Genomic DNA, 26,900 nt, shown 5'->3' on the forward strand with positions numbered 1-26,900 from the left:
ATTAAACATATAAAAGGTTTTATTTTACTGCCTTTTTAGTAAATTAGCACATCTAAAAAATTACCAAAAATGATCTCTGAAAAATACCTTCAACATTTACAGAACGAACTTCAGAATATTGAGAATGACGGACTTTACAAAAGAGAAAGAATAATCACCTCTCAGCAAAGTGCAGAAATAGAAGCTAACGGAAAAAAGCTTTTGAACTTCTGCGCGAATAATTATCTGGGATTATCCAACAACCCGGAAGTAATGAAAGCGTCTCAGGAAATGATTCAATCTCATGGATATGGGATGTCATCAGTGCGTTTTATCTGCGGAACACAGGATATTCACAAGGATTTGGAGAAAAAAATCGCTGACTTTTTAGGTCTTGAAGATACCATCCTTTATGCAGCAGCATTTGATGCAAACGGTGGTGTTTTTGAACCATTGTTTACGGAAGAAGATGCTATTATTTCAGATGAATTGAATCATGCCTCTATCATTGATGGTGTTCGTCTTTGTAAAGCAGCGAGATACAGATATAAAAACAATAATATGGCGGATCTTGAAGCTCAGTTAATTGCTGCTTCTGAAAAGAACCACCGTTTCAAAATTATCGTAACAGACGGAGTATTCTCAATGGACGGTATTGTTGCAGACCTAAAAGGAGTGTGCGACCTTGCTGATAAATATGATGCTTTGGTAATGGTAGATGACTCTCACGCAACAGGTTTCATCGGAAAAACAGGCCGTGGAACTCACGAAGCTAATGAAGTAATGGGTAGAGTAGATATCATCACTTCTACTTTAGGAAAAGCTTTAGGAGGTGCTTTAGGAGGTTTTACTTCCGGTAAAAAAGAGATCATTGATATGCTGAGACAGCGTTCAAGACCTTATTTATTCTCCAACTCTTTAGCGCCTGGAATCGTAGGAGCTGCTCTGAAAGTATTGGATATGATTTCTGATAACACTTCCCTTCGTGATCAGGTAATGGAAAATGCAGAATATTTCAGAACGGAAATGAAATCGAAAGGTTTTGATATTCCGGACGGAGATGCTGCGATTGTTCCGGTAATGCTTTACGATGCACCTCTTTCTCAGAAAATGGCTGAAAAGCTTATGGATGAAGGTATTTACGTAATCGGATTCTTCTATCCGGTAGTACCGAAAGGAAAAGCGAGAATCAGAGTACAGTTATCTGCTGCTCATACTAAAGAACATTTAGATAAAGCGATTGCTGCTTTTGAAAAAGTTGGGAAAGAATTAGGCGTGATTTCTTAATATAAAAAGTTCTACGTTTGTAGAATGAAAACAGGATTTCTTATATTTAGAGAAATCCTGTTTTTTTATGAAAAATCTTCAGTACTACATTAATCATCATAAAATGCTATTGCTGAATAGACGTTAATATAATATATTTGGAACACTAATTCTAATAACCATTTTGTGAAAAAATATTTATTTCTTTTTGTTTTTTTTAGCTTTTTCAAAACAATTTATGCTCAATCTGATGATTACAAATCAATACTTACTGTAAGTGCTTTTGCTCCTTTTCGTGACCAACGCTATAATATAGGTTATATGCGGAAAATAAATGAAAGATGGTGGGTGGGAAGCGAATTGGCATATGGAACCGACAAAATAACACCCGTAAATATTGGCAATTTTGAGGGGAAAAATAGGGTTTTTGAGATAAAACCGGAAATTTTTTACAGCCTGGCGCCTCAATCAAGATTAAAACATTTTGTATCAGCAGAAGCTTTCTATTTAAATCAGATAGGAAAAAATATTTCAGGAAAATATTATGACGAAAATGATGTTTATTATTCTTTTAGCTCAGCAGACTATAAAAGAACTAAATATGGCTTAAATATTAACTACAGCATTTTGATTCATAAAGAGTCTTCATGGTTTGGCTTTATGCCTAAAATTGGCTTTGGTATCAGACAAAAAAATATTTCTTATACTAATATGACAGGAAAGGAAGAAGACTATGCTCCTGTAGATGGTCTTCCCTTTGATTATCATTCAAATCGGCAGGGTTCCAATTTGAGTCTCAATTTTAATGTTGATATGAAATTCATTTTTAAATTCTAAAAAATATTTAATCTTTATTATTTTAAGCTAAAGATTTTAGATTAAATTCTCTTTTTTTCCGAAATAAACTATCTTTGCAAACAAATTTTTAGGATGCTGTATACCATCATCAAAGCTTTACATATTATCTTCATGGTAAGCTACTTTGCGGGAATTTTTTATCTCGTTAGGATTTTCGTTTACTATAAGGATACTGATGAATTTCCTGAAGAGAAAAAGAAAATTCTGAGAGAGCAGTACACCTTTATGGCCAGAAGACTGTGGAATATTATTACCGTACCTGCGGGGGTAATCATGACAGTATGTGGATTGGTCATGATTTTTTTAAATACCGGTTTGATGAAAATGGGATGGTTTCATTTAAAACTGACCTTCCTGATCGGGCTTGCCATTTACCATTACTGGTGCTGGAAAAAAGTCCTTCATTTAAAGGAATTACATGGAAATACACTGCCAATTGCCAATATAAAACTTAGACAGGCCAATGAAATTGCTACCTTCATTCTGTTTCTAGTCGTATTTACGGTGATTTTAAAATCAATGGTGATCGAATACTGGTGGCAATTAATTGCAGGATTTTTCGTTCTTGTATTTCTGATCATGATGACAGTGAAACTGGTTAATAAAAATAAAAAAAACAAATAATTGTGGAGTAGGGCGCATGTCTGAGTACATTCATCCTTTTTACATCTTACAAAAAAACTATGATTGCAATTTTAAAGAAAGAACTTTGGAGTTACTTTGGAAACTGGAGTGCATGGGTGATCATTGCCGCTTTCAGTTTGATAGCAACTCTTTTCCTGTTCTTTTTCGACAACGATTCTAATATTTTTGAGATCGGAATGGCCTCGCTTCAGAGCTATTTCGTATTGGTTCCATGGCTGCTGATGTTTATCATTCCGGCCCTTTCTATGAAAACTTTTGCGGAAGAACAGCAAACAGGAACATTAAACTGGCTTTTTTCACAGCCGTTAAAAGTTTCTGAACTCGTAACCGGAAAATTCCTTTCCGTATGGATTGTTGGGATTCTATGCCTTATTCCTTCATTGATTTACCTTTATACAGTATATGTGCTGGGAGTTCCTGCAGGAAATATAGACCTTGGAATGACCTTTGGGAGTTACCTTGGATTGATTATTTTAATTGCGGCATTTGCTGCAGTGGGAATTTTGGCTTCTTCATTATCACAGAATCAGATTATGGCTTACCTGTTGGGTGTTTTCATGTGCTTTATTATGTATTTCGGAATCGAGCAATTAGCAAGTTATAAACTTTTGGGAGGAGCAGACTTTATCCTTCAGAATATTGGTTTTTATCAGCATTTCTTAGGTTTTACAAGAGGGCTTATTGATTTTAAAGATATAGCGTATTTTGTTCTTGTTATTGGTGCTTCATTAGTATTGTCCAATCATTTTATAAACAAAAAGAAGTAGAGTTATGAAGAAGATCAATGCTAAATCTCCACTGGGAATTTTCTTATTTGCAATTGTTCCATTGGTAATTATCCTGACCTATTCGGGCATAAGATTAGACTTAACAAAAGAAAAAAGATATACCCTTTCTGATAGCACAATCAAAGTACTGGAGTCCGTAAAAAAACCTCTGACTGTTGAAGTGTATCTGGAAGGTGATTTTCCGGCAAGTTTCAAACAGCTGCAAAGTGAAACGAAATTCATGCTGGAAGAATTCAGAAAAATTAATCCGAAGATTGATTTTAAATTCATCGATCCGATTAAAACAAAAATGTCTCAGGACACTTTGATGGCGATGGGGATGCAGCCGTCTATTCTTCCGGATGTAAAAGACGGGAAGATCTCACAGATCACGCTTTTCCCATATGCTGTGATCAAGCATGGAAATGATGGCGTTTCTATACCATTAGTGGTACAACAGGCAGGAATTGATGCCGATCAGCAGTTGACAAGATCTATTGAAGGATTGGAATATAACCTTGTTTCCAACATTAGAAATATTGCAGCAGCAAAAAGAAAGAAAATTGGGATTTTGGTTAATCAGGATGAATTGAGTCCGGACGAATTCCAGGGATTTGTACAGCTGGCAATGGAAAACTATGATGCAGGGCCTATTATTCCTAAAAATCAAACTGAACTTTCATTGGAAGATATCCCGTTATTGAAGCAGATGAGTGCTTTGGTGATTGCAAAACCGAGAAAAGCATTTACAGATAATGAAAAAGTAATTCTTGATCAGTACATTATGAACGGAGGGAAAACCCTTTGGATGATTGATGCCGTAAATGCTGAAATGGATACCTTAACAAGATCCAAAAAAGTAATGCCTTTCCCTGTAGATATCAACATGACAGACTTCTTTTTCAATTATGGGCTGAGAATTAATCCTGCTTTGGTAAAAGACGTTAAGAAGTTTGCCCTGTTAAGATTAGTGACAGGAGAAGTGAGTGGAAATCCTCAATATACAAGCTTACCCTGGCCATATTTTCCGCTTGGAATAGCCGAAAACAATAATCCGGTTACAAAAAATATTAACCCTGTAAAATTTGAATTTCCAACTTCTATTGATACTTTAGGAGGAAGAAAGAATATCAAAACAAAAGTTCTTTTCGAATCCAGTGAAAGGACATTATTGAAACAGGTTCCGAACTATGTGGATCTGAAAGAGGTTGCAAGCGTAGACAGCCTTGGACAAATGGAAAAACCAAGTACACCGAAAATCTTTGCGGTAGCATTGGAAGGGAAATTTAATTCTGCTTATGCATCAAGAATTGAAAGAAAATCCTATCCTGGATTCAAAGCATCCAGCCCGGAAAACAAAATGATCGTTATTGCAGACGGTGATGTAGGAAGAAATAAGGTGATCAAAGGAAAACCGCTTCCACTAGGGGTAGATTTGCTTACGAACGAGCAATTTGGAAACGAACAGTTCCTTAGAAACGCCTTGGATTATCTGTTGGATGACAGTAACCTGATGGAGCTTAGAAACAGAAATATCGAAGAAAGACTTCTTGACAGACAACGAATTACTGAAGAGAAATCCACATGGCAGTGGCTGAATTTACTGCTTCCACTGGCGATTATCGGCCTTATCGGAGGATTGTTCTTCTGGTTGAGGAAAAAGAAATTTGGATAAAATATAAAAGTCCGGGAGAAAAAATCTTCCGGACTTTTTATTGTAATATGATTCAATCCTGTTTAGAATCAATTCAGTTTAATGAATTGTTCGCAGAATTGTTATTAATAATCGATTGTAACTCGGCTGGCTTATAGTTTCAATTGGTACTTCTCCAGTACATTCCAGATTCCATAAAAAGCATCATTCCCTTTCTTATCCGAGAAATTTGTATTAAAAATCATAATCCTTCCCAGATTATTTTTCGGATCAAAAAACAGCATAGACATTACTCCCGGATCACCTCCGGTATGGCCAATATATCCTGTATAACCAAAACCCATAAATATTCCCACATTATAAGATTCGCTGTAGGGATTTTTATCATTTCGTTCCGTGAAGTTGGAAGCCGTAAGCTGCTGGGTAAAATATTCTTTATAGCTTTTCTGAGTCAGAATGGTTCCCTTTCCAATGTAGCCTTTGATAAGTTCGGTTAAATATTTACTCAGGTCGTTGATGCTTGTAATAAACCCACCATCAGGATATGTTGCAGATAGATAATAGGGAAGTGGAGTCTGGGGATTTTCATACAGCCTGGAGAATTTAGAAAACTTTACTTCTTCAAATGACCAGCCTGAACCTTTCATATGTAAAGGTTTCAGGATGTATTCTTTTGTGAAATTATTGAAGGTTTGTCCGGTAGCTTTTTCAATAATAAAGGCTGCCAGAGCAGTTCCTACATTGGAATATTCATAGATTGATCCCGGTTTGTTGGCAGAGAAACTGTTTGTATTCCATTTTCCGTTTTCTGCCAGTACATTTTCTAAAAAACCAGACATTGAAATTATTGAATCTGCAGGGTTGAATACCTGTTCATTATCAAAATTGAGCTTTACTCCATTCAGGTTCTGATCAGGTTTCAAAAAGTAATTTCTAGATAAATAAAATTCGTTGTCAAGAATAGAAGAGGTATGGGTTGCTAGCTGTCGAATGGTAATCGGAGTTTGTGGGAAATGAGGATTAACCACTTTAAAGGGTAAATATTTTTGAACAGGATCATCCAGATTCAATTTTCCGAGTTCCTGAGCTTTAAGAAGGGCAATTCCAACGAATGTTTTGGAAACAGATGCAATATTCTGTATCGTATTTTCAGTATACAATCTCTTTTCTTTCACATCTGAAAAGCCAAATCCCTTTTGGTATAAAGTCGATTTTTCATTTACAACAGAAACCGCAAACCCGTTGAATAAGCCTTGCTGGTATATTGCATTGACATCCGAATCCAGAGAATCTCTAACATCATAATTAGCATGACGAACCTCCTTCACCGAATGGCATGATATCAACATCACTGAAATTACCATTGATAATAAAATCCTTCCCATATGTTTTTTAATAATAAGACACCTGGTGAAATAGTTTTGTTACAGATTGAGTAGGTTAAAAAATAGAAAGACTGTCTCAAATCCTGAAACAGTCTCTATTTATTTTTCTAAAGATTAATCTTCAATGCAGGAAAATCTGTTTTAAATCCTGCAGTTTTGTAAGCTGGACTTCAGTTTTTTCCGGGCGGTAAAAAAGTTGAGGTCACATCTATATTCAATAATGTTTGAGATTGGTGATAAAAACTATAGATTATTGCTGATAGGTTTCTTTTGGAAGTAAAGCAGCAGTTCTGTAATAACTGATATCAGTAGAGATCTGTGCCTGAAGATCCTGGAAGGTATCATAATCATACTGGACCCAGTTTTCTTCATTGTCGGGATCAGGAGTCTTGTCTACAGCCAGTTCAAGCTTTCCGTCTTCCTGATAGCTGCATTCTATAGCAGCATATTTTTCACCGCTTTCGTCCTGTGTATACCAGCATTTTATGGTTCTTTCGAGTTGTGGCTCATAAGTTTCGTTATCGATGACCTGAGAACAGATAAAGTTTTCAGGGTCGTCCGCTTTGAAAACAGTTTTAGAAATTAAGGGCAGCTCGTCCACTGATAAGGAATACAATTTATTGGTAGAAATAATAAATCCGTCGCCTGCCTCTTTTTTTTCAATATCAAAAAAGTCAGATTTTTCCCTGAGATAATCTACTACCTTTGCTTCGTCTTCTTCGTCACTTAGAAAATAATTGATATTGTAAACACTGTCCTCGTTGATGAATTCGATTTCTTTTAGAAAATCAGAATCTTCCTCATAATAATACAGATGATATTCGTTTAGCTTCACAGCTTTACTTTTGGAGATAATTTCTCCAAAAATGTTTTTGTACACTTTTCTCATTTTTAATCATATTATTTAGTTTCATCTATTAGTTTAAGTGGGTATCACAAAGATAAGTTTTCTTTTTTATCTAAGCTTGAAGTGTGAAACAGTATTTATTTCGTAAGTATTTCATATATCCTTTATAAAATCCTCATATTCATAGTAAAACCTTTCGAAACCGTCCATTTTGTCCACAAAAAACTCAAAAATTTCTTGCCATGTATTTTTATTAAAAATGGAAACACCATGTTTTTCTATCCATATCCTGCTGATAATCTTACCGTTTTCAAGGGTGAAGTATTCTTCTTTTTGAAAATCTCCAATGAAATCTTTTAAAATATCTTCCAATGACCAGATCTTTTCGTAATAGGCGTTTCGGAAAATTTCGTCTTTCATTTCTATATCCAGAGAAACTTCTGCTTTTTTATTATCGGCAGAAAATTTAAATGCCATATCCTTGATTTTAGTATCATAAAGAATCCATTTTCTGGGAAATGATCTTCCAAAAGCTGTCCAAAATTCCTTTTTTAACTGCTGTGCTTCTTGTTTACTGAACATACAGCAAACATAATGATTTAATAGGAGAAAGGCAAAAATGTGGTACTGAAACCGTAAAATTACGGATAAGCCGGATACGCAAAAATACGTAATGGAATACCTCAAATTTACAAATTTACCTGTCCACCTTTATCTGCTCTTTTCAAATGTTAAACAATTTTCTTATTTTTGCTGTAATGCTTTCAAAAAAATCTCAATATGCGTTTAAGGCGCTTTCATATCTTGTAGAAAAAAGAAATGAAGGCCCGATTCTTATTTCCGAAATTGCGGAACACAAAAAAATTCCTTTAAAGTTTTTGGAAAATATTCTGCTTGAACTAAAAAAGGCGGAAATTCTTGACAGTAAAAAAGGAAAGGGTGGAGGATATTTTCTGAAGGAAAAACCTGAAAATGTGAAACTGGCCAAAATTATCCGTCTTGTAAACGGTCCTATTGCCATGCTTCCTTGTGTAAGTCTGAATTTTTATCAAAAATGTGACGACTGCAATGAAGATCACTGCGGACTTCATGATGTACTGATAGAAGTTCGGGATGCTTCACTGAATATTCTTGAGAAAAAAACTTTAATGGATCTGGTCGACTGACCTGATCCTTTTTTTTGAATTATTAGTCTACTTATTTTGTAGAATAAATATTTTTATCAGATATTTGCAATACTTCAAATGAATAAATTATGGTTTCAAAAGAAGAAGCATACCCATTACAAACGTTTACCTCTTCCAGCGTGACAGTATCTTCAACTGTTGCATCTGCTTTATCCGGAAAACAAATCTTATGCAGGCAGATATCAGATGTTTTTGTTATCGAAGCCGCAGGTAATGAGGTAATATGTACTAAAACAACTCTGTGATATGGTGATTTCAAGAAAAATTCAGGTAAGGCTTAATGTCCTTCTGGTGACGGCTGTCATTGTATCTATTGCTGTTTTTTCAATGTATGAGCTGGGATATCTGGAAGAGCTGCAGACCATTCTGGCAAAAGATAACTACATTTTTTACTGGATGCTTCTGGTAGGCGTTTTTGCAGAAATTGTTGCAGGATCAATGGGAATGGGCTATGGAGTGATCTGTACCACCACACTTATGCTTCTGAATATTCCGCCTCATATTGTGAGTGCAAGTATCCATTCGGCAGAAAGTTTTACAACGGCAGCGGGAAGTCTCAGCCATATCAGATTGAAGAATGTCAGTAAGAGTTTAGTGAAGAAGCTTGCAGTGCCGGCAGTTATCGGGGCAGTTATTGGTGCGGTAAGCCTTACTTACCTTGGAGAATATTATGCGAAGATCACCAAAACACTGATTGCTTTTTATACTTTATATCTCGGAATTCAGATTTTATCGAATGCTTTTAAAGAAAAACAGAGCAAAGCATTGAAAAGAAAAACCAATCTTACCAGACTGGGAGTGATAGGAGGGTTTATAGATTCTTTTGCCGGTGGTGGGTGGGGACCTCTGGTAACCGGAACTTTGATTAAAAATGCTTTTACCCCAAGATTTGCAGTAGGAAGTTCTACCGTAGCCAAATTTATCCTTACCATAACGGCTGCTGTTACCTTTTTCTTTACTCTGGGAATCCAGCACTGGAATATCATTCTCGGCCTTTTGATTGGCGGAATTATTACGGCTCCTTTTTCAGCGATGCTTACTGCAAAGCTTCCTGTGAAGAAAATGTTTGTGATTATCGGAACATTGGTGATTGTGATGAGTTCTATAACTATTTATAAATCAGTTTTTAATTAAAAATTATGCATTGTATTGAAAAATAAAGAGCTTAAAAAGATATTCGGTTTTGAAAATATTTTACTTTTACATCACTAAATATTAGAACATGAATTTACATATCATTGCACTTTTTAAGTTTAATGAAAATTATCTGATGGATGCCGTAGAGCTGTTTCAGAACCTTGTGAAAGAAACAAGAAAAGAAGAAGGCTGCCTGCAGTATGACCTTATTGAAGATAAAGATAATAAAGGAACTTTCTTCCTGATTGAGCTTTGGGAAAGTGTAGAGCACCACAACAGACACAACGGTCAGGATCACCTTCTGGATTTCCGTAAAGATGCTTCCAAGATCATGGAGAGCTCAGCAGAAGTGTATAAAGGATTTAAGATATATTAATATCGAGGATTGAAAGATTTAAGAATAAAGACTTAAAGATTTTTTCGGTTTCCTTAAAAAATAAAAGGCGGTCTCAATAGCTTGAAACCGCCTTTTTATTAGAAAAAATAGAAAGTATTAAAATAAAATATTTATTTTACGATAAGCTTTTTCGTTTCCGAATGACCTCCGTAAGTAATTTTTACAAGGTAATTCCCTGATGTAAGTGTAGAAAGATTCAGATCCTGTTTGTAGAATCCTGCCTGATTCGTAAGTTCAGCAGAATATACCTTTTTACCGGTAAGATCATAGACTTCTACATTTCCTTTGTTGCTTGCTTTTTCTTTAACATCAAAAAGAACCGTTATTTTTTTATCAGCTGGTGCAGGGTTAGGATAAATACCAAAAGAAGCCTTTTTCCCAACTTCTGTAATACCTAATGTTTCAGTAATCTTCTTGTATTTAAAATACATATTTCCTGTACTTGCTCCACCGTTTGTAGTAAAGTACATTCTATAGTAATCATTTCCCTTTTTGACGTAGTAGACAACATCATTTTTAACGGTTCCTATCCCTTTCCAAGAATGTCCTACAGTAGTAATAGCTGATGAGAAACTTGCTGTGGCAGGAATTGTATAGGCTGTTGTGGCCTGAGTTTCCGGCTGTACCATTGCTACTTTAATGTTTGGGCTCTGGATTGCTCCGGAAAGTGGATACATCTGTACCCCCATATAGAATGTATAATATTTAGTAAATATGAAATCCCATGCAGTTCTTGATGGTTCCAGACTAGGAACTTTTGCTCCTGTATCAAATGAGAAATAATTAAAATAAGAATCATCCGTTCCATTAGCGATTGTTCTTGTTTCTGTAGCTCCCCATGCAGTACCGTTCCATTTTGAATATTTAAAAGTATATCCTGCAAAGGCATCTTCAATGGCAAATTTGATGTATGTTCCTGAAGGGTATTTTAACACAAAAATAGCTTTCCCCTGGATATGGTGATTTATCGGGTTGTAAACTCCCCATCCTGTTGAAGGGATATTGGGGTTTGGAGATGTCACAGGTCCCTGTTCAAAAGCTCCCTGGCTCCAGTCAGTGGTCTGATCCGGGTTATAAAGAGGGTCTCCCCATGAAGATTCATTGCTGATGCTGATGTTATCCCAGTCTGCTAGATTTGTTGAAGCAGTGAATACTTCGATATCTTTTGCATCATTTATTCTTGATCCAAATGCATAGTTTGAATTTCTATAAAAAGCAACATCCCAGGTATTGGCAGGTTGAGAAACCATATTACCATCTGCAAGGTTTACAAAAACTCTGTTTTGATATCCGCTTCCCATTGTCATATTTACCTGTGAGTATCCAAATGCATCAGTTTGTGCCAAAACAGTCTGCTGAACAGACATTGCCAATACTGAAGCCAATAATAGTTTTGTTTTCATAACTTATTTTTTAAATCCTTATTTAGAATGATTCTACAAAATTATATAATTATTTTTAATGAGTCTAAATAAAAACATGATTTTTATCGTGTTTTTATTTTAATCATACTTTTGATAAGTAAAAAATAAGAATAAAAAAGCCGGAAGGAATAGTCCCGCCGGCTTTGAAAAGGTAGATAATAGTCTAATAAACCTTATTTCTTGATAAATTTTGATTGGATAAGTTTTCCTTCTGCAGTTTCAATATTCATGTAATATACTCCTGTCTGAAGTGTACTGATATCAAATATTTGTCCGTTTGGTTTTCCTTCTGCTGCTTTCTGTCCTGCAGCAGAATAGATACTGATATTTTTAAGATCTTTTTTTGATTTAAATTCCAATGCTGTCTGATCAGAATTTAATGCAAATCTGAGATTTTCTGTCACTTTATTATTGTCATTTACTCCTAAAGAAGCTGTTGTGTTATAAACGACATTATCAACCTGGATCGCAACGTGTGTTGCTGTAGGAGTAAATTTAAATACAATATATGAACCTGTAGATGCCGGAATATTTACACTGATATTCTGAACTGTACCAATAACTGATACATTGATAGGGCTTCCGACAGGAACAAATGTTGACATATCCGCAGGATTGGATGCTACTCCAATCTGAATACTTCCCGGACCAGGAGATGGAGACACTAAAGTAGTATCAAAAGTCAATGTTTTATTTCCGGTTGGAGTTTCAATTTGTGGTGAAATCAGATATGAAGACCCTGTCGCATTATTTCCTGCGTAGGATTGAACGAACCTGTTTGAATCACCTGCTACAATCATTCTCGGAGGTACGGGAGGAAATTCTCCGGTTATTGGAGCAACAATGGCAGCCCATCCAAACTGAGGGAAAGTAGTATTACCTGCAGTAAAGTTATTGAAATTTTCATTGATGTTAGATACCTGAGCATTTGCTGTTAAGGCTGTAAACATCAGAGTTCCTAAAAGTAATTTTAATTTCATGAGATTATTTTTATTTAGAATTATTCCACAAAAATATATATTTATTTTTAATGAGTCTAAATAAAGTTTTATATTTGTCGAAAATTTGTACCCTTATGAAGAAGAAAGTGCTTTCCGTTCTATCATTATCTGTAGCCTTATGGATGAATGCACAAGAAAAGGATTCTCTTAATCAAAAGAAAATTGAAGAAGTTGTTATTACAGGACAGTATATGCAGCAGTCCATTAACAAATCAATATATAAGGTTGAGGTTATTGATGCAGAACAGATTAAAAACATGGCGGCGACTAATGTTGCCGAGGTTTTAAATCAAAGTCTTAACATACAGATCACTCCGGATACCCGTTCAGGAAATTCCACTGCCAATATCATGGGACTTAATGGTGATTATGTAAAAATCCTTATAGACAATATTCCGGTAGTAGGAGATACAGGATTGGGAAGTAATATTGATCTTACAAAAATTACCTTAAGCAATATCGAAAGAATTGAAATTGTAAAAGGAAGTATGGGCGTTGAATATGGAAATGGAGCTGTTGCCGGGGTAATCAACATTATCACCAAGAAAACCAGTACAAAAAAAGTAAGTGTAAGAGGTTCAATACAGGAAGAAACCGTAAGAGATAATTACGATCTTAAGAAAAGAGGGAACGGAAGACATATTCAAAACCTGAATATAGATTATAACATCAGCAATGAATGGTTTGCAAGTATCAATTTCAACCATAACCAGTTTATGGGATATGAAGGAGAAAGCAAAGGTTACAAATATTTCGGACAGGACAATCAGAGAGGATATGAATGGAATCCGAAAGACCAGTATGATGCTTCTGCATTGCTAAGATATACGAAAAATAAAACAACATTCTTCTACAAGCTGTCCTATCTTAATGAGAAATTCAACTTCTACAACCCGGAAGTAAGCCGAAACCCGCTTAATGACGGTGTAGGTGGAGTTTCTTATGAAAGTAGAGACAGAAGGTACAATACAGACCGCTGGGTACACCAGTTTAACATTCAAACTAATCTGGGGCATATCCGGTACATGGGAGACTTCTCCTATCAGAATCAGGACAGAAAGTATTACGACTACAATTACGACATTCCAAACAGAGCGATAAAGAGCCGTCAGGACGAAAAATCCTATTATAAGACAGATGTCATCTACTCAAGAGGGATGTTCAGTAACTTCCTGGATAGCAAAGTTTTTGATTTTCAGTTAGGATATGAATTAGACTATACTAATGGTTATGCTGCACTGATTGCAGGAGATTTCTTTGGAGAAGCCGTAAAAAGAAAAATATTTACCTATTCCAACTTCCTTTCTGCAGAATGGAATGTTTCAGACAAACTTTCATTAAGACCGGGAGTAAGACTTTCCCTTAGTGAAAACTTTAACAATCAATACAACTATTCCTTATCAGCAAGATATAAAACTTCTGAGAATTCAAATCTTAGAGCGATCGTAGGATCAGCAAACCGTTTTCCTAAATATGACGAACTGTACACCTATTTTGTAAATCTTAACCATGATGTACAGGGAAATCCGGATTTAAATCCTGAAAAAGGATTCTCAGCAGGACTTTTCTGGAATCAGAATTTTTCAGTGAATAATGGCTGGAAAATAGCTTACGGAGTAGATGCATTATATCTGGATGTACGTGACAGGATTGAAATGGTGGTGGTAAAACAACCTTCTACCTACAAATACATGAATCTTAATACCTATAAAAATCTATTATTCTCAGCCAATGTAGATTTTAGAAAAGATCAGTTTGCTTTGTCTTTAAGAGGATCAGTAAACGGAACATCGGTATCAATGAATGAATTAACATCCTCTTCTCCTACAGACTTCCAGTATTTAGTACAGGCAGGAGCTTCGGCAACTTACAAACTGAAAAATACCGATACCAATTTTGCCCTTTATTACAAATTTACAGGTCCGGACAGAATCTATGTGTCTGACGGGGCAAGTGGCTTCCGCCTGGGAAAAGTAGACAGTTTTCATATGATGGATTTCATCGTAAGCCAGCCTTTCTGGAATAAGCATTTCGAAATTTCTGCGGGGGTGAAAAATATATTTGATGTGACGAGGTTAAACTCTACTGCAATTGCGGGTTCAGCCCATACAGCAGCGAACGGTTTTGTTAATTTATACTACGGCAGAAGCTATTTTGCCCGATTAATGTTTCAATTTTAAATAATAAGTTACTGTTATGAAGTATTTAAAAATATTTTCTATTCTTTCCGTCATGGTGGCCACTCAGTCTTGCCTTTCTGCAGATGAAGATCCGGTTCCGGTTCCACCTATGACTGGGTCAGAAGTTAACGTAAAAGTGGGTGGTCCTACAGAACCTAATCAGGTTTGGATTGATCTGAGTGATTACACCAATCCGGCTATCAACAGCAGAACAGATTGGGATCTTGGTTTTTATACAGGAGATAAATTTCGTGTGATTATGAACGGATCTCTTGCTATGACAGTTATTAAAATACCTGATGCTACAGATATCAGTAAAGTAAAAGATGCTGATGCAGCAAGCTTGAAAGAAATTGCTCAGGTAGGAACATTTGATGCTGCCAATATGAAATATATTGACAATCCGAATGGAGATTTCCTAAATCAGACTTCCGGAATTGATGCCATCAAAGAAAATGACGCTGATAATCCTGTTTATCTAATCAATATGGGAAGAGAAATACCTTCCGCAGCCAATATTGGGGCCGGTTCCGTTTCATTATCCGGTGATCCGAGAGGATGGAAAAAAATTCAGATTCTGAGAGCTCAAAATGGATACAAGATTCGCTATGCCGATTTGAATGCAACAGGAACAGATATTAAAGAATATATCATTACAAAAGATACTGAATACAATTTCACATTCTTTAATCTGAAAACGGGTACACCGGTAAAGATTCAGCCTAAGAAAAAAAGATGGGATTTAGCATTCACAACGTTTACCAATGAGGTATTCATGGGACCTACAACCAGTGCGGGAAGCTACTTCTATGCAGATTTTGTAACTACCAATACCTTAAATGGAGTAGGCGCTTATCAGGTAAGTGTTACAGGAAGTCTGGATCAGGCATATACTGCATTTAAACTGAAAGATGTTGAGCCCGCCAAATTTGTATTTAATGATCACAGAGCCATTGGTGATAAGTGGAGAACAACCACGGGGACGGCATCGAATCCGGTTCCATTTGTATATTCAGACCGTTTCTTTGTATTGAAAGATGCTGAAGGGTTCTACTTTAAACTGAGGTTTAACAAAATGAAAGACGAAAACGGAAACCGGGGGTACACCAATTTTGAATTTGAACCTTTATAAAATAATCAAATAATAGTATATCATGAAAAAATTCATTCTTGCAGCTTCTGTACTTGTAGCAGTGTATTCTTGCAAAAAGGCAGAAGGATCACCAAAAGAAAGTACAACGGAAGCTACTTCTGAAGCACCAAAGACCAACAATAAAATAGTAACATTAAGTGGAGGAATTACTGAAATAGTATCTGCCCTGGGCCACGAAAAAGAAATCGTAGGAACGGATGTTACAAGTACTTATCCTGCATCTTTAAAAGCTACAGCTAAAGATTTAGGCCACATGAGATCAATGACTATTGAGCCGATCATGGCAGTCTCTCCGACATTAATTTTAGCTTCTGATAAAGATATCAACCCGGAATTGATGGGGAAAATAAAATCTTCAGGAATTAAAACTGAAGTATTCAAACAGGAGTATACGGTAGAAGGAACTAAAAAGTTGATTGAATCTGTAGCAAAAGCTATCGGAAATACAGACTACCAGAAACTGAATGACAAGATTGATGCAGATCTTAAACAGGTACAGACTATTGCTAAAAAGCCAAAAGTATTGTTCATCTATGCCAGAGGAAATATGCTGATGGTGAGTGGTAAAAATACACCAATGGCTTCATTAATTACCCTTGCAGGCGGTGAAAATGCCGTAACTGATTTTGAAGATTTCAAACCATTGACCCCGGAAGCTGTTGTAAAAGCCAATCCTGATGTACTGTTCTTCTTTGAAACAGGTTTACAGGGAGCTGGAGGAAATGAAGGCGCTCTTAAAATGCCGGGTGTTTCCCAAACGAATGCAGGGAAGAATAAAAAAATCATCGCAATGGACGGAGGTTTAGTATCAGGTTTCGGGCCGAGATTAGGAGAAGCAGCAGTAGGATTAAACAAACTTTTAATTGAAAACACAAAGTAAACTATACTTTTATCTTATTATAAGTGCAGTACTGCTTACTATTATAGCAGTACTGTCACTTAATACAGGAGTTTATGATTTTGGAGGAAACTCTCCGTTCATGGCACTGTGGCAATTTATAAAAGGAGATTCCAATTTATCATTGAGTGATAAATATGTAATCTGGGACGTAAGAGCAGCCAGAATTATCATGGCAATTTTAGTAGGAAGTATGTTGTCGGTTTCAGGAACAAGTCTTCAGGGACTTTTCAAGAATCCTTTGGCAACGGGAGATTTAATAGGACTTACATCGGGAGCAACTTTGCTGGCAGCAATTGCGATTGTTTTAGGAGGACATTTCAAAGAATATCTTCCTGAGGCTGTACAATTTTCACTGGTAGGAATCGCGGCGTTTATCGGTTCTTTTTTATCAATGATGTTGGTCTACAGAATTTCAACAAGCGGAGGAAAAACAAATGTGGTCATGATGCTGCTTACGGGAGTCGCAATAACGGCTATCGGTTTTTCAGTAACCGGATTTCTGATCTACATCTCAAAAGATGAGCAGCTTAGAGATCTTACCTTTTGGAATTTAGGAAGTTTGGCAGCAGCAACATGGACTAAGAATATCATTCTGGCCATTGTTATGATCATTGCCTATATCATTTTATTGCCGAAAGGTAAAGCTTTGAATGCAATGATGCTGGGAGAAAAAGATGCACACCATCTGGGAATCAATGTGGAAAGGCTGAAAAAACAGATTATTATTATTGTAGCTTTAATGGTAGGGAGCTGTGTGGCATTCTCAGGAACTATAGGTTTTGTAGGTCTTATTGTACCTTATATTTTAAGACTCTTATTCAAATCCAATTATGCTTTTATTTTGCCATTATCGGCAATGTGCGGAAGCATTTTAATGTTGACAGCAGATACCTTCAGCAGAAGTATTGTAGCACCGTCAGAACTGCCGATCGGTATTTTAACAGCCTTAATGGGAGGACCTATTTTTATCGCTATTTTGGTTAAATTTAAAAAGTCACTGTAATGATCAAGGCACACCAGATTAATTATAAACATAAAGATTTCCGAATTCTGGACGGGGTAGATGTCTCTCTGGAGTATGGTGAATTTTTGGCTATTGTAGGACCTAACGGAGCAGGAAAGTCAAGTCTTCTGAGCGTATTGGCAGATGAAGTGAAATCCGGAAATAATAAGGTTTTATTTAAGGATAAACCCATCAGAGAATGGAATATCAAAGAGCTTTCAAAACATAAAGCAAAGTTCTCACAGCACAACAGCAATGATATTCCGCTTGAGGTAAAAGATGTGATCATGATGGGAAGATATCCGTATTTTGATGCTCAGCCCGGAAAAGAAGATCTGGAAGCCATGAACAATATGATGTACGAAACTGATATTTTTCATCTTAAAGAAAGAGAATACAATACACTTTCAGGAGGAGAAAAGCAGCGTGTACATCTTTCAAGAGTAATGGCACAGCTTGAAAATGAAATTGCCCACAAACTGGTTTTTCTGGATGAACCTTTGAACAATTTGGATATAAAACATCAGTATAAGGCGTTGGAAATTATCAAAAATTTTACAAAAAAAGCCAATAGTGCCATTGTTGTTTTGCATGATCTCAACCTTGCGGCACAATTTGCAGACAAAATTTTATTAATGAAATCAGGACAGGTTTCCGCCTATGGAACTCCACAGGAAGTTTTTACAGCAGAAAATATCAGCAATGCCTATAATTTTCCCTGTACCATTTGCGAACACCCAATTACCAATAACCCTATGATCATTTTTGGATAACCATGGAAAAAGAAGAACTCAAAATCCTTGCACAGAATCTTGCCAATCCTCAGGGGGAAAAAGGCATCGAGATTGGTGAAATGATGAATGCCACTAACATCAGTATGACGTTAGAAAGTATCAAAACACTGGTGGTAGATGATGATCAGCAAATCCTCGAAATAGGACACGGGAATGCCGCACACCTGAAAAGTATAATAAGTCTTGCCAAAAATCTCAGATATACCGGGATTGATATTTCTGAAACCATGCATAATGAAGCCAAAAGGCTCAATAAAGAATTTGAAAGCCAGGCAGATTTTGTTTTGTATGAAGGCAGTAAACTCCCTTTCCAGGACAGAGCTTTTGATAAAATATTTACAGTCAATACAGTCTATTTCTGGGAAAATCCGGTAGAATTTTTAAATGAGATATACAGGGTTTTAAAAGATGACGGAACATTCGTTCTTACATTCGGACAAAGAGAATTCATGGAAAAACTGCCGTTTATGGAATATGACTTCATCCTGTACAACAACAGTGAAATGGAAGAACTGATCTCCAAAAGTCATTTTAAAAGAATGAAAACTTCTGAAAAAGAAGAAGAAATAAAAAGTAAAACAGGAAACGAAACAATACAAAGAATTTATACAATTTTAACCATAAAAAAGTAAAGTAATGAGCACATTAGTTAATGATTTAAAGGAAAAATGGGAAGCTCTGAAAGCAGAAAATCCACATATCAGAATAAGAAATGCAGCAGCACAATTAGAAGTAAGTGAAGCCGAATTATTGGCAACAAGCATTGGAGAAGGAGTTACTGTCCTGAACCCGGATTTCCAGGGAATCCTTACAGAAGCTGAGCAGTTAGGAAAAGTAATGGCTCTTACCCGTAACGATGAGTGTGTTCATGAAAGAAAAGGAACGTATCTAAACGGAGATTTCAGCAGCCCTCATGCACAGCTTTTTGTAGGTGAAGATATCGACCTTAGAATTTTCCTTAACCACTGGAAATTTGCTTTTGCAGTACTGGAAGGAGATAAGAAAAGCTTTCAGTTTTTCGGGAAAGACGGCTTGGCACTTCACAAGATTTATTTGACTAAAAATAGCAATGAAGCTGGTTTCGATGCGATTGTAGAAAAATTCAAAGCAGAAGATCAGAATCAGGTATTGGCTTTTGAAGCTGTAGCTCCAAAACAGCCAGAAAAAGCAGATTCTGAAATTGATGTAGAAGGATTCAAAAAAGCTTGGACAGAATTGAAAGACACACATGATTTTTTCATGATGACAAGAAAATATGGAGTAAGCAGAACACAGGCATTAAGATTAGCTCCGGAAGGATTTGCTAAGAAAATCGATAACGCAAAAGTGGTAAACATCCTTGAAGATGCTTCTGAAAAAAATACACCGATCATGGTTTTCGTCGGAAACAGAGGAATTATTCAGATTCACACAGGAAATGTGAAGAAAACACTTTGGCACCAGCAATGGTTCAACGTAATGGATCCTGATTTCAATTTACACCTTGATGTAACGAAAATTGCAGAAGCTTGGATCGTTAAAAAACCAACGGAGGACGGAGAAGTAACAGCTATCGAAGTATTCAACAATGAAGGAGACTTTATTGTTCAGTTCTTTGGAAAAAGGAAACCTGGAATTCCTGAGCTTCAGGAGTGGAAGGACCTTGTAGCAGCATTAGAAAAGTAATAATTAGATGATTTGAATGAGACCGTTTTGTTTTTGAAATTCAAAGCGGTCTTTTTTATTTCAGGTTTTGGCGAAAAATAATTTTAAGATTTAAATAAAGAAGATGTGCTGTTACAGTGCAATAACTGCCAAAATATTTGTGTAATTTGTGGTTAAATATAAAATAAAATGAAAAATATTTTCATAGCGATATTGCTTGCCGGTTTCTGTTCATTGAAGGCCCAGGACTTTAAAGCTTACCAGTTTTATGATAAGAAAGGAAAGGAAATAAAGACTGACAAACTGGTGAAAGAACTGGCGGATTATGATGTGGTCTTTTTTGGAGAAAATCATAACAGTTCTATCAATCATTGGCTTCAGCTTAAAATTACAGAAGCCTTGTTTGCAAAAAAGAACGGTCAGCTTATTTTAGGCGCAGAAATGTTTGAACGAGATAATCAGGCACAGCTGAATCAGTATTTAAACGGGAAATTTGATGCTAAGACATTGAAAGACTCTGCCCGTTTATGGAACAATTATGCAACAGATTATAAACCTCTGGTTGATTTTGCTAAAGATAAAAAACTGAATTTTATTGCTACCAATATCCCAAGGAAATATGCCTCTCAAACCGCGAAGGAAGGTCTTGAATCCCTGAATAAATTAAGCGGAAAAGAGAAAACATACATTGCTCAGCTGCCTATCAAAGTTACGCTGGACACCCCAGGATATCCAGAAATGAAAAAGATGATGGGAGATCATGCAGAAGGAACAAAAGTGATGAATTTTATTTCAGCCCAGGCAACGAAAGATGCTACAATGGCAGAATCTATTCTGAAAAATTATCAGGCCGGAAAAACATTTATCCATTACAACGGAAACTATCACAGCAAAGAATTTGGCGGAATCTATTGGTATATCAAACAGAAAAATCCTAATTTGAAAATGGCAGTAATCTCTGTTTTTGAATCAGGAGATCCTGAACTGAAAGTGCCGGCCAAAGACTATATCCCGACAGATTTCAATCTGATTATTCCGGGAGATATGACTAAGACTTTTTAATTTTTTTTACAAAAGTGTCATTCTGACGAAGGAAGAATCTTACTATTAATTATGAGATTCTTCACTGCATTGCATTCCTTTCAAAATGGCAAAAATAAACTACTTACATTGAATTCAATAGGAACGGGCTTTAGCCCGTTTATTTTTTATAACAAAACTTCCATTGGCTTTAGCCAAAACGTAAAATTAATTATTGAATAATCATTTTTATTCCACAATTTTTACCTTTGTACAACATTCCAAAAAACATGAAAAAAATATCCATTCTGCTGATCTTTCTTATCGGACTGATCAATGCCCAAAAACTCACTTCCAATGAAATTTCGTTAATTAATCAAGGTGATACAAATACTGCATTGCCCATCTATCAGACTACCGATACCAATCAACATAAAACACTATTGAGTATTTCTTCAGAAATTGATCCCCTTGATCCGAATACAGCTATTCTGGTAAAAAGAATGAAAGAATCTCTTCTTTCTACGGATGGCGGAGTAGGAATTGCAGCGCCTCAGGTGGGAATCAACAGAAAAGTTATCTGGGTACAACGTTTTGACAAAGAAGGAACTCCTTTGGAATATTTTATTAATCCTGTCATTGTTTGGCATTCCGATCTGCAGAATCTTGGGCCTGAAGGAGATTTGTCTATTCCCGATTTCAGAGATCAGTTCTACAGAAGTAAAGTGATTCAGCTGGAATATATTGATTTGAAAGGACAGAAATATTCAGAAATTGTAGAAGGTTTTACAGCGGTAATTTTCCAACATGAGATCGACCATCTTTTCGGAATTCTGATTTCCGATAAAAAAGAAAAAGAAAAAAATGATTCTTATAAAAAGGTAGATGCCTATCAGAAAAGTGATGTAAATAAAGACAGGAGGTGATGATGAGTTATGAGTTATGAATTATGAATTATGTCAGTGCGCTATAATTTGTTTATCTATATTTCAAAATAAAATCTTCTCCATCTTCATAATCTGAGGGATCAACGTGTGAAATCACTCCAATATCAGATTGTAAAATACTTTTGAGCTGGTCGAAATACATTTTTTCAGTTTCCTTGGTACCATTTAAGGTCAGGCTCATAATAAGTTTGTCGTCATCAGTAATATCTGCACCTACCATGATTTTGTTGGGATTATCATGATATTTATTCCAATAAAAAGTCTGGGTGATGGAAGGCGTTTCAATGAAATAACCAATCATTTCATCTTCCGTTTTAAAAATATAATTCCTGTCGTGTCTTGGATAAGTATAATCAAGATTTAATTTTTCGTAGCCGGGAAGAAATGTATTCAATACCAAATTGATTGTCTTTCTTGATTTTTGTCCTGCATACACCTGACAAACGATATCTGTAATAATGTCCATGATACAAAATTAATCTATTTTTAAGAGAGTAATAGCCGAATCAGTCTTTTAAAATAAACGCAATCATCTGTGTCCATCTGAGAAATCTGGGGTTAAAAATATAAAATAGAAATGAGCTGTTTCCATGGAAACAGCTCATTTCGTTATAACTATGCTTAAAAAAAATTGGATTAATCGTTGTTGGTTACTGATAGTTTCACCTCCATATTATTTCTGGTTGCATTAGAATAAGGGCAGATCTGGTGTGCCTTTTCTGTCAGAGCCTGTGCTTCCTCAATAGAAACTCCGGGAATGTTGACGTCAAGCTCTGCTGCCAGACCGAAACCTCCGTTCTCAAGTTGGCCAATGCTCACTTGTGCAGTAACAGTTGTTTCTCCGGTTTTCACTTTAGAAAGGCTGATTACTCTGTTCAGAGCGCTGTCGAAACATGCAGAATATCCAGCTGCAAAAAGCATTTCAGGATTGGCAAAATCATCATTGGCTCCTCCCAGATTTTTTGGCATTCTTACTTCAAGATCCAAAACTCCGTTTTCACTTTTTACATGTCCGTTTCTGCCTCCTTGAGCAGTTACCTGAGTTGTATATAATGTTTTCATTTATTTTTCTATTTTGTTTAATATTTTTAGGACTGTGTCTTTAAGATGCAGCAGTTCTTCCGGCTGTATACCCAGTTTTTCCTGAATTTTTCCCGGAATTTCACATGCCTTTTTCTGAAGCTGTTTGCCAGCCTCATCTAAAAATACTTCAACCACTCTTTCGTCCTCTTTTTTTCTTTTTCTGCTGATAAATCCTTTAGACTCCAGTCTTTTAAGAAGAGGTGTTAAAGTTCCACTATCCAGATACAGTTTTTCTCCGATATGCGTTACCGTAAGTCCGTCACCTTCCCATAATACCATCATTACAAGGTATTGCGGATACGTCATGTCAAGCTCATCGAGGAAAGGACGGTAAAGTCCTGTAATCTCCTTGGCAATAACATACAGCGGGAAGCAAATCTGGTTTTCTAGTTTAGGTGTTTTCGGATTTTCCATAAGTTTTGGTACGAAAGATTCGATGAAGGTATTACTTTTTTATGATAAATTCATCCATTGGAATTCTGACTTTTTTCATAGAAGAAAGCCAGTCATTAGCTTCATCACGGTATCCAAGATATAAAAGAGTTACACTTTTTAATCCCAGTTCTTTTAATCCCAGTACTTCATCCACTACAGCATTGTTGAATCCTTCTGCCGGAGTACTGTCGATTTTAAGTTCTGCCGCCTGTGCAAGAGCAATTCCTAAGGCAATATAAGTCTGGCGGGCAGTATGTGCAAAATGCTCTTCAGGAGTCTGTGCTCCGTACATTTTCTTGATTGTATCAGTATAGCTTCCGAAACGTCCTCTCGGAAGATCTCTTACATCCGTATGATAATCGTAAACTTTGTCAATTTTTTCATTAGAATAGCTGTCCCATGCTGCAAATACCAAAACGTGAGAAGAATCTCTCATTACTTCAGGGTTTAAAGCTCCGGCTACCATTTGCTCTTTCAACTCCTGGTTTTCTACTACAATAATTCGGAAGGGCTGCAATCCGGATGAAGTAGGAGCCAGTCTTGCTGATTCTAAAATAGTAGTAAGGTCTTCCTGTGAAATTTTTTTGTTCGGGTCATAAGCTTTTACAGCATGTCTCCAGTTTAGGTTTTCTATTAATGACATTTTTTCTTTGTTTTAAATTATACTACTTGGCGATTATTAAACTTCCTGATTTTTTTATATTGAAGTAAAACAACACTGCAAATATACAAGCAATTAAATTGTATGCAATTTAATTTTGAAAGATTTTATTGATGACAATTATTGATGAACTAAAATAAGCAGAAAATAAGCGATTTGCTTTTAATCCATTTCCGCATGATTCGGATTTTTTCAAAGCCTTTGTATTCCAATCTTTGCAATAGAAATTTAAACTAAAAACAATGCAGAGATTTAAAAACAAAACCGCTTTGATTACAGGTGGAACCAATGGGATGGGTTTGGCTACTGCTCAAAAATTCATCGAAGAAGGAGGAAAAGTTATTATCACAGGGAGAAGTGAAGAGACCGTCAATATCGCTTTAGAAAAACTGGGGGAAAAGGCTTTTGGAATCGTATCCAACGCAGGAAATATAAAAGACCTGATGAACCTCCGGCAGGAAGTCAGAAAATATACAGAACATATTGATCTGGTCTTTGCCAATGCAGGATATGGAAAATTTGCGCCTGTAGAATATGTGGATGAAAATCAGTTTGATGAACTTTTTAATCTCCTGGTAAAAGGTCCTTTTTTTACAGTGCAGCAGCTATTGCCATTGATGAATAGCGGAAGCTCCGTTATTTTTAATACTTCTGTGGCGACAGATATTGCGATGCATAATTTTTCCGTGTATTCTTCGGCCAAATCAGCAGTGCAGTCTTTCATTAAGACATTTGCGGTAGAGCTTACTGAACGAGGTATCCGTGTCAACGGGGTGAGTCCCGGACATATTAAAACAAACATTTTTAATAATACAGGCTTAACCGGAGAACAGATTGAAAGTGCCATTGAAGATATTATTCCTACCATACCTTTTAAAAGACAGGGCGAACCGTCAGAAATAGCTAATGTGGTTCTGTTTCTTGCTTCAGAGGAAGCCTCCTATATTCATGGAGCTGAAGTAAAAGTGGATGCCGGAATTTCTGTGATCAGATAATGGCGTACAATTTCAGAGAGCGTAAAGATTATTTAACCTCTTTAATTTCTTTGATAATATTGGTCTTATTTTCAATACCAATATTATAGGTCTTACTTTCTTTAAAGCTCAGTGTAGCTTTTTCTATGAGACTCTTGTAATCCGGTGACTTCTTTGATATATAAAAAACCTGCGCACTGATTCCAATGGCAACGCGTACCACTTCATTAGGTTTGTCCGGATCTTCAGTAATATTTGTGATGGCGGAATTGTTATACCATGTTAATTTTTGTGAACTGGAATTACCGGAACAGGATGTAATCATAATAAAAAGTAATAGTAAATAGGACCAGGCTTTCATAGCAAAAAGTATTAAGTAAAAAGCTCCTGCAATGTATCAAAATAAATGCAGGAGCCCTATATAAATTAGTTAAAATCCACAACTTCCTACGCTAGGTGCAGGAGAAGGAGAACATCCTGAAAGGGATGAGAAGATATTCAATACACAATTGGTATTTACATAATTGTTATCATACAGTAAAGATCCTGCCGGGCTTCTGTAGTATACATTTCCTGCTGTATTGGCATAAGAAGATACAGAAGCAGATCCACAGCTTGTATTGGTACATGCAGCTCTCCATGCAGCATCAGTTACAGGTCCGCTGGAGAATAATGATGGATCAATGATTCTTTTTTCAACAATTCCGGAAGCATTTTTAAAGCTTACCAATATCGCTACGTGATATACCCATGATACGCAGCATGTTCCTGTAGAAGCTCTAAGGTTACCATATACAAACTGTTTTTCACAGTCATATCCTGCATTCAATAGTATTTGTCTCATTTTGTGAGCTCTTGCGTAGCATCCGTCAACAGGATATCTGAAGGTGATGCACGGAGAAGAAGCTGTAGAAGTTCCGCAAGCCTGGTTTTTAATCTGAGCAAACAGACTGTTTAAAGTGGCAAGGTTAGGAATGACACTTACAGCCTTTCTGCTTTCTTCTTTTACATCTTTAGTAAAGATAGATTTGAAATAACGGATATCTTCATCTGTTGCTTTGTCTACTTTTGCGATTTCGCTGGTATTGGTTTTAAGGAAAATCTGAACAGGAGTTTCATTTTCAACTGCCTGTCTGATCATGGAAATATAACCTGCATTTTCTTTACTGTCCTTTATGTAGTAGGGCTGGGCAGTAATCATAAATGAGATTTTAAATTTCCCATCTTCTTTTTCAATCCCTACCGGAACAGTTTTGCCGAAATCTTTCATTGCAATTTCGTTTGACTCTTTGGCAACAAGATTCGGGTCCTGGTTGGCATTTGAATCTGAACAGGCGTTGAATGACAGCATCGTTACGAAAACCATCATGGATAACAGAAATTTTTTCATAGTTTTTATATTTTGGTGGTTAATTTTCTGTGAACTTTCTAATGATAATAGTTCACTATTTTGTGATATTAAAAATAATAAAATTTAAAATATATACAAGATTTTTTTTCAAAAAAACGCATTATCCTGTTATATTTTTGATTTTATGATATTGAAAATGGCAAAAAA

30 protein-coding genes are annotated in these 26,900 nt (G+C 36.0%); 18 read left to right on the forward strand and 12 right to left on the reverse strand.

Annotated elements, in window-relative coordinates:
* Positions 1-69 precede the first annotated feature (69 nt).
* The 5 genes from kbl to gldG all read left to right on the forward strand — a co-directional run bounded on the left by kbl (position 70) and on the right by gldG (position 5,190).
* Positions 70-1,266, forward strand: coding sequence for a glycine C-acetyltransferase (gene kbl / locus ACTJIP_RS07400; RefSeq protein WP_440704310.1), 1,197 nt, complete (start codon positions 70-72; stop codon positions 1,264-1,266).
* 165 nt (positions 1,267-1,431) lie between these two features.
* Entirely contained in the window at positions 1,432-2,082 is a 651-nt protein-coding gene (locus ACTJIP_RS07405; protein WP_077415196.1) for a hypothetical protein, read from the forward strand.
* Between the two features lie 93 nt (positions 2,083-2,175).
* Positions 2,176-2,727 carry a CopD family protein gene (locus ACTJIP_RS07410; RefSeq protein ID WP_077415194.1) on the forward strand — a complete coding sequence of 184 codons (552 nt, stop codon included), beginning with the start codon at positions 2,176-2,178 and terminating at the stop codon, positions 2,725-2,727.
* 59 nt (positions 2,728-2,786) lie between these two features.
* Positions 2,787-3,515 (forward strand): ABC transporter permease, encoded by a 729-nt coding sequence (locus tag ACTJIP_RS07415; RefSeq protein WP_047376920.1) that lies wholly within the window; start codon positions 2,787-2,789, stop codon positions 3,513-3,515.
* A 4-nt stretch (positions 3,516-3,519) separates the two neighbouring features.
* Positions 3,520-5,190, forward strand: a complete 1,671-nt coding sequence (gene gldG, locus ACTJIP_RS07420) for a gliding motility-associated ABC transporter substrate-binding protein GldG (RefSeq protein ID WP_428168608.1) — start codon at positions 3,520-3,522, stop codon at positions 5,188-5,190.
* A gap of 131 nt (positions 5,191-5,321) precedes the next feature.
* On the opposite strand, the gene ACTJIP_RS07425 is transcribed toward gldG, so the two are convergent.
* The 3 genes from ACTJIP_RS07425 to ACTJIP_RS07435 form a co-directional block, all read right to left on the reverse strand.
* Complete coding sequence (locus tag ACTJIP_RS07425) at positions 5,322-6,554, reverse strand: serine hydrolase domain-containing protein (RefSeq protein WP_440704311.1); 1,233 nt, start codon at positions 6,552-6,554, stop codon at positions 5,322-5,324.
* A gap of 250 nt (positions 6,555-6,804) precedes the next feature.
* Positions 6,805-7,434 (reverse strand): hypothetical protein, encoded by a 630-nt coding sequence (locus ACTJIP_RS07430; RefSeq protein ID WP_440704312.1) that lies wholly within the window; start codon positions 7,432-7,434, stop codon positions 6,805-6,807.
* Between the two features lie 120 nt (positions 7,435-7,554).
* Positions 7,555-7,983, reverse strand: a complete 429-nt coding sequence (locus ACTJIP_RS07435; RefSeq protein WP_077415186.1) for a DUF4268 domain-containing protein — start codon at positions 7,981-7,983, stop codon at positions 7,555-7,557.
* Between the two features lie 176 nt (positions 7,984-8,159).
* Here ACTJIP_RS07435 and ACTJIP_RS07440 point away from each other — a divergent pair, with 176 nt between their 5' ends.
* Positions 8,160-8,567, forward strand: coding sequence for an RrF2 family transcriptional regulator (locus tag ACTJIP_RS07440; protein ID WP_077415878.1), 408 nt, complete (start codon positions 8,160-8,162; stop codon positions 8,565-8,567).
* A 31-nt stretch (positions 8,568-8,598) separates the two neighbouring features.
* Here the strand turns inward: ACTJIP_RS07440 and ACTJIP_RS07445 are convergent, their stop codons facing one another.
* Positions 8,599-8,847 carry a hypothetical protein gene (locus ACTJIP_RS07445; RefSeq protein ID WP_139348489.1) on the reverse strand — a complete coding sequence of 83 codons (249 nt, stop codon included), beginning with the start codon at positions 8,845-8,847 and terminating at the stop codon, positions 8,599-8,601.
* Here ACTJIP_RS07445 and ACTJIP_RS07450 point away from each other — a divergent pair.
* Positions 8,835-9,722 (forward strand): sulfite exporter TauE/SafE family protein, encoded by an 888-nt coding sequence (locus ACTJIP_RS07450; protein WP_077415184.1) that lies wholly within the window; start codon positions 8,835-8,837, stop codon positions 9,720-9,722. The genes ACTJIP_RS07445 and ACTJIP_RS07450 overlap by 13 nt on opposite strands.
* An 88-nt stretch (positions 9,723-9,810) precedes the next feature.
* Positions 9,811-10,101 carry a putative quinol monooxygenase gene (locus ACTJIP_RS07455; RefSeq protein ID WP_047376912.1) on the forward strand — a complete coding sequence of 97 codons (291 nt, stop codon included), beginning with the start codon at positions 9,811-9,813 and terminating at the stop codon, positions 10,099-10,101.
* Positions 10,102-10,232: 131 nt separating this feature from the next.
* Here the strand turns inward: ACTJIP_RS07455 and ACTJIP_RS07460 are convergent, their stop codons facing one another.
* On the reverse strand, positions 10,233-11,525 hold the full coding sequence (locus tag ACTJIP_RS07460) for a T9SS type A sorting domain-containing protein (RefSeq protein ID WP_077415182.1): 1,293 nt from the start codon (positions 11,523-11,525) through the stop codon (positions 10,233-10,235).
* Between the two features lie 194 nt (positions 11,526-11,719).
* Positions 11,720-12,526 carry a T9SS-dependent choice-of-anchor J family protein gene (locus ACTJIP_RS07465; RefSeq protein ID WP_077415180.1) on the reverse strand — a complete coding sequence of 269 codons (807 nt, stop codon included), beginning with the start codon at positions 12,524-12,526 and terminating at the stop codon, positions 11,720-11,722.
* Positions 12,527-12,621: 95 nt separating this feature from the next.
* On the opposite strand from ACTJIP_RS07465, the gene ACTJIP_RS07470 reads away from it, so the two are divergent.
* The 9 genes from ACTJIP_RS07470 (at position 12,622) to ACTJIP_RS07510 (ending at position 22,168) form a co-directional block, all read left to right on the forward strand.
* Positions 12,622-14,727: a TonB-dependent receptor plug domain-containing protein gene (locus ACTJIP_RS07470; RefSeq protein ID WP_180565514.1), complete on the forward strand. Its 2,106-nt coding sequence runs from the start codon at positions 12,622-12,624 to the stop codon at positions 14,725-14,727.
* A gap of 16 nt (positions 14,728-14,743) precedes the next feature.
* Positions 14,744-15,859, forward strand: a complete 1,116-nt coding sequence (locus ACTJIP_RS07475; protein WP_440704313.1) for an HmuY family protein — start codon at positions 14,744-14,746, stop codon at positions 15,857-15,859.
* 22 nt (positions 15,860-15,881) lie between these two features.
* A complete protein-coding gene (locus ACTJIP_RS07480; RefSeq protein ID WP_426480309.1) occupies positions 15,882-16,760 on the forward strand; it encodes a heme/hemin ABC transporter substrate-binding protein in 879 nt (292 codons plus the stop codon).
* Entirely contained in the window at positions 16,744-17,784 is a 1,041-nt protein-coding gene (locus ACTJIP_RS07485; protein ID WP_077415173.1) for a FecCD family ABC transporter permease, read from the forward strand. The genes ACTJIP_RS07480 and ACTJIP_RS07485 overlap by 17 nt, the downstream gene beginning before the upstream one ends.
* Complete coding sequence (locus ACTJIP_RS07490; RefSeq protein ID WP_180565515.1) at positions 17,784-18,557, forward strand: heme ABC transporter ATP-binding protein; 774 nt, start codon at positions 17,784-17,786, stop codon at positions 18,555-18,557. The genes ACTJIP_RS07485 and ACTJIP_RS07490 overlap by 1 nt, the downstream gene beginning before the upstream one ends.
* Before the next feature lie 2 nt (positions 18,558-18,559).
* Entirely contained in the window at positions 18,560-19,210 is a 651-nt protein-coding gene (locus tag ACTJIP_RS07495) for a class I SAM-dependent methyltransferase (RefSeq protein WP_440704314.1), read from the forward strand.
* A 4-nt stretch (positions 19,211-19,214) separates the two neighbouring features.
* Positions 19,215-20,243 carry a hemin-degrading factor gene (locus tag ACTJIP_RS07500; RefSeq protein ID WP_180565516.1) on the forward strand — a complete coding sequence of 343 codons (1,029 nt, stop codon included), beginning with the start codon at positions 19,215-19,217 and terminating at the stop codon, positions 20,241-20,243.
* 168 nt (positions 20,244-20,411) lie between these two features.
* The gene (locus tag ACTJIP_RS07505) at positions 20,412-21,284 is read left to right on the forward strand and encodes a ChaN family lipoprotein (protein WP_219072425.1); all 873 of its coding nucleotides are present in this window, start codon (positions 20,412-20,414) and stop codon (positions 21,282-21,284) included.
* Between the two features lie 248 nt (positions 21,285-21,532).
* Positions 21,533-22,168: a peptide deformylase gene (locus ACTJIP_RS07510; protein WP_077415163.1), complete on the forward strand. Its 636-nt coding sequence runs from the start codon at positions 21,533-21,535 to the stop codon at positions 22,166-22,168.
* 52 nt (positions 22,169-22,220) lie between these two features.
* Here the strand turns inward: ACTJIP_RS07510 and ACTJIP_RS07515 are convergent, their stop codons facing one another.
* From ACTJIP_RS07515 to ACTJIP_RS07530, 4 genes are all read right to left on the reverse strand, one after another.
* Positions 22,221-22,655, reverse strand: a complete 435-nt coding sequence (locus tag ACTJIP_RS07515) for a hypothetical protein (protein ID WP_426480304.1) — start codon at positions 22,653-22,655, stop codon at positions 22,221-22,223.
* A gap of 170 nt (positions 22,656-22,825) precedes the next feature.
* Positions 22,826-23,251 (reverse strand): organic hydroperoxide resistance protein, encoded by a 426-nt coding sequence (locus ACTJIP_RS07520; RefSeq protein WP_077415159.1) that lies wholly within the window; start codon positions 23,249-23,251, stop codon positions 22,826-22,828.
* Entirely contained in the window at positions 23,252-23,686 is a 435-nt protein-coding gene (locus ACTJIP_RS07525) for a MarR family winged helix-turn-helix transcriptional regulator (RefSeq protein ID WP_077415157.1), read from the reverse strand.
* A 31-nt stretch (positions 23,687-23,717) separates the two neighbouring features.
* Positions 23,718-24,350 carry an NAD(P)H-dependent oxidoreductase gene (locus ACTJIP_RS07530; protein WP_440704315.1) on the reverse strand — a complete coding sequence of 211 codons (633 nt, stop codon included), beginning with the start codon at positions 24,348-24,350 and terminating at the stop codon, positions 23,718-23,720.
* Positions 24,351-24,610: 260 nt separating this feature from the next.
* Between ACTJIP_RS07530 and ACTJIP_RS07535 the strand changes: the two genes are divergently transcribed.
* Positions 24,611-25,363, forward strand: coding sequence for an SDR family oxidoreductase (locus ACTJIP_RS07535; RefSeq protein ID WP_077415155.1), 753 nt, complete (start codon positions 24,611-24,613; stop codon positions 25,361-25,363).
* A 28-nt stretch (positions 25,364-25,391) separates the two neighbouring features.
* Here ACTJIP_RS07535 and ACTJIP_RS07540 read toward each other — a convergent pair whose 3' ends face one another.
* Positions 25,392-25,667: a hypothetical protein gene (locus ACTJIP_RS07540; RefSeq protein WP_077415153.1), complete on the reverse strand. Its 276-nt coding sequence runs from the start codon at positions 25,665-25,667 to the stop codon at positions 25,392-25,394.
* A 105-nt stretch (positions 25,668-25,772) separates the two neighbouring features.
* The gene (locus ACTJIP_RS07545; protein WP_139348487.1) at positions 25,773-26,732 is read right to left on the reverse strand and encodes a protein-glutamine glutaminase; all 960 of its coding nucleotides are present in this window, start codon (positions 26,730-26,732) and stop codon (positions 25,773-25,775) included.
* Positions 26,733-26,900: the final 168 nt, after the last annotated feature.

It is taken from the genome of Chryseobacterium sp. 22543 (assembly GCF_052044565.1).
GTDB lineage: Bacteria > Bacteroidota > Bacteroidia > Flavobacteriales > Weeksellaceae > Chryseobacterium.